This window comes from Komagataeibacter saccharivorans (genome assembly GCF_003207825.1).
GTDB classification, from domain to species: Bacteria; Pseudomonadota; Alphaproteobacteria; order Acetobacterales; family Acetobacteraceae; genus Komagataeibacter; species Komagataeibacter saccharivorans.
Window position 1 is genome coordinate 1 of the sequence record NZ_NKTY01000062.1, and the last position, 2,850, is coordinate 2,850.

General features: G+C 63.3%; 3 protein-coding genes. 1 reads left to right on the top strand and 2 read right to left on the bottom strand.

Going from position 1 to position 2,850, the window contains the following annotated elements; genetic code table 11:
* Window positions 1-683: 683 nt before the first annotated feature.
* Complete coding sequence (locus CFR79_RS15180) at window positions 684-1,106, bottom strand: MerR family transcriptional regulator (RefSeq protein ID WP_110548440.1); 423 nt, start codon at window positions 1,104-1,106, stop codon at window positions 684-686.
* A gap of 40 nt (window positions 1,107-1,146) precedes the next feature.
* Here CFR79_RS15180 and CFR79_RS15185 point away from each other — a divergent pair, with 40 nt between their 5' ends.
* Window positions 1,147-1,824: a cation transporter gene (locus tag CFR79_RS15185; RefSeq protein ID WP_456305898.1), complete on the top strand. Its 678-nt coding sequence runs from the start codon at window positions 1,147-1,149 to the stop codon at window positions 1,822-1,824.
* Between the two features lie 68 nt (window positions 1,825-1,892).
* On the opposite strand, the gene CFR79_RS15190 is transcribed toward CFR79_RS15185, so the two are convergent.
* Entirely contained in the window at window positions 1,893-2,828 is a 936-nt protein-coding gene (locus tag CFR79_RS15190; protein WP_110548442.1) for a DUF2493 domain-containing protein, read from the bottom strand.
* Between the last annotated feature and the right edge of the window lie 22 nt (window positions 2,829-2,850).

The following is a 2,850-nucleotide window of genomic DNA, read 5'->3' on the forward strand; positions in this document are numbered from 1 at the left end:
ATCTCCATGCTGTTATCGGGCCGCGACCACCGTGGCCTCGATGGCGATCGACCAGCCGGAGGCGAGCGGCAGAGCACCCTTCAGGGCCGCAGCGCAGCGGAGGACGGCAGGGCCGGAACTTTCTTGGCTCGCGAGGAATGACGGCGCAGCCGTCAGGGGAAGAAAGTTTTGGCACGCCGTTGCGGCCAGCCGATCGAGGCGCAGCCGGTCTTCGGCTAGATCAGCCATCCGACAGAGGCCATGGTGTGCGGACGCGTCAGCCCCATGGAGAGACGATGCCGGCATGACCGGTCCATGAAGGTGGGACCGTGCTGTCTGGAGCGAAATTGTCTCTGCCCGCTAAAGGGTTCTGCAAAAGCTGCTGGTCGTTTCCACAGCCAATCCGGCATGATGCCCATCATCCGCGCCTGTTTATGGGCACGTTCGCGCCGCGTCGCATGGCCCCGCCCCCAGCACATGTGCGCTCCATCGAAGCCGTCTGGACGATCCCTCTTTCGCCATGGATGTCCCGGCCATGTCACCGATGACGAAAGCAGGGTATTTTCATTCCCACTGGACCAAACCCGCAGGCGCACGGAGACAACACCTGAACCCATCCCGTCAGTCTCTCCGGTCGGGGCCTGCCGGGTGATAAAGGATGTAATTTCCACCAGTGAGGCGCGCTGGATGGGGGGAGTTCGGCGTTACCCAGCCATCGGCCTGTCCGCATAAGGCTGCAGCGCCCCGATAATCCGGCATTCGGCGACTTTCCCATGCTGGCATTGCGCAAGGAGTTGTGTCAGTTCCTGCCGGAGTGTCTGCAAATCATGAATCCTGCGCTCTATATCCGTGACGTGCGCCTGAACAATCTCGTCCACCTCTTCACAGGACCGGGTTGTCTGCCCGGCCAGATCCAGCAGTTCCCGCACCTGGTCCAGTGAAAACCCAAGTTCACGCGCCCGACGGATAAAGCCGAGACGCCCCAGATGCGCGTCATCGTAAACGCGGTAATTGCCACTGCTTCGGGGTGGATGCGGCAGCAGTCCGACACGTTCATAATACCGGACTGTCTCGACCTTCGTTTCCGTAAGGCGTCCGAGTTCGCCAATCGTATATGTCCGCATCATGAAGTTCTTGACCCTGTAATGACTACAGGGTGGATATGGGGTGCTCGTCGTCTTTTGCGAGAGTGTCGCCATGCCCTGCTGTCATGACTCCTGCTGCCCGAGTTCCACGCCTCCCTCGACCGGTCACGATGCCCGTCGCTGGCACCGGGCGCTCTGGATCGCCCTGATCGTCAATGGCGGATTTTTCCTGACCGAGATCGTCGCCGGCGTCATGGCCGGTTCCGCATCCCTGCAGGCGGATGCGCTCGACTTCTTCGGAGACACCGCCAATTACGCCATCAGCCTCACCGTCACGGGCATGGCGCTGGCGTGGCGCAGCCGGGCGGCAATGCTCAAGGGCGCCACCATGCTGGTCTTCGCCCTCTGGGTGCTGGGCAACACGCTGTGGCACGCCTGGTCAGGTACGTTGCCACATGCCGAAACCATGGGCCTGATCGGCGGCCTGGCGCTGCTGGCCAATGGGGGTGTCGCCCTGATGCTGTACCGCTTCCGCAGTGGGGACGCGAACATGCGCTCAGTCTGGATCTGCTCGCGCAATGACGCCATCGGCAATCTGGCGGTACTGCTGGCGGCACTGGGTGTTTTTGGCACCGGCACGGGATGGCCCGATATCATCGTGGCCTTCATCATGGGAGGACTGGGCCTGCATGGCGGGACACAGATTGTGCGCCATGCCCTTGCGGAGACGGCCAGCGCCGGGACGGAACTGGCGGCCTGAAAACGGAAAGTGCGCCAACCCGTCTTCCGGGCTGACACCATCGCCGTCATGGACAATCCGGCTGGCGCTCACGCGCCAGCCTCCCTGCGGAACCTCCAGACCGGGATGCCCATCTGTTTGGCCTTGTCGGCCAGATTGTCCTGAATGCCCGATCCCGGGAACACCATGACCCCGACGGGCAGGACTTTCAGCAGGGCGTCGTTGCGCCGGAACGGGGCGGCCTTGCCGTGCCGGTTCCAGTCCGGCCTGAAGGCGATCTGCGCGACCTCGCGATGATCGGCCCAGCGGGAGGCGATGAATTCCGCCCCCTTCGGTGAACCACCATGCAGCAGCACCATGTCGGGATGCTTCTCGCGCACCTTGTCGAGGCGGCTCCAGATCAGGTGATGGTCCTCGTAATCGAGCCCGCCGGTGACCGCGACCTTTGGCCCGGAAGGCACGAGCAGTTCGGTCTCGGCCCTGCGGCGGGCATTGAGGAAATCGCGGCTGTCGATCATCGACGCCGTCAGGGTGCCGCGACTGACCAGCGAGCCGGAGCGTGGTCGCCAGGGCGACATCGTCAGGCGTTCGAACTGGTCGCAGGCGAGGTCGCGGAAGATCTCGTACGCGTTGCGTCGCTCCAGCAGGGTCAGCCCCTCGGCAATGAGGCGTTCCAGTTCCACCGAGCGGATCTCACTGCCATCCTGTTCCTGCTGGCTGCGTTTCTGCGCCGCCTCGTTGCGATCCAGATCGCGTTCCACCTGCCCGACCATGCGATGAAAGACATTGACGGTGGACCAGAGCAGCGGTTCGAGATCGGGTTCCAGCCTTGTGTCGGTCAGAGTGGCTGACAGGGCATCGAAGATGTCAGCAACCGCGCCCTCGATCTGGCTGGCGTCGGGCAGCGGCCTCGCGTCTGGCTCGTCCTCAAACGGACGGTGGCCGTAGAGCTGGAGTTCCGCCAGCACATGGGCGGTGGAAGAGGTGGCGTGTGCAGGTTCGAAATCATCCTGTGTGCGGGTCATGGGTCTGTCCTCCGGTTCTGGC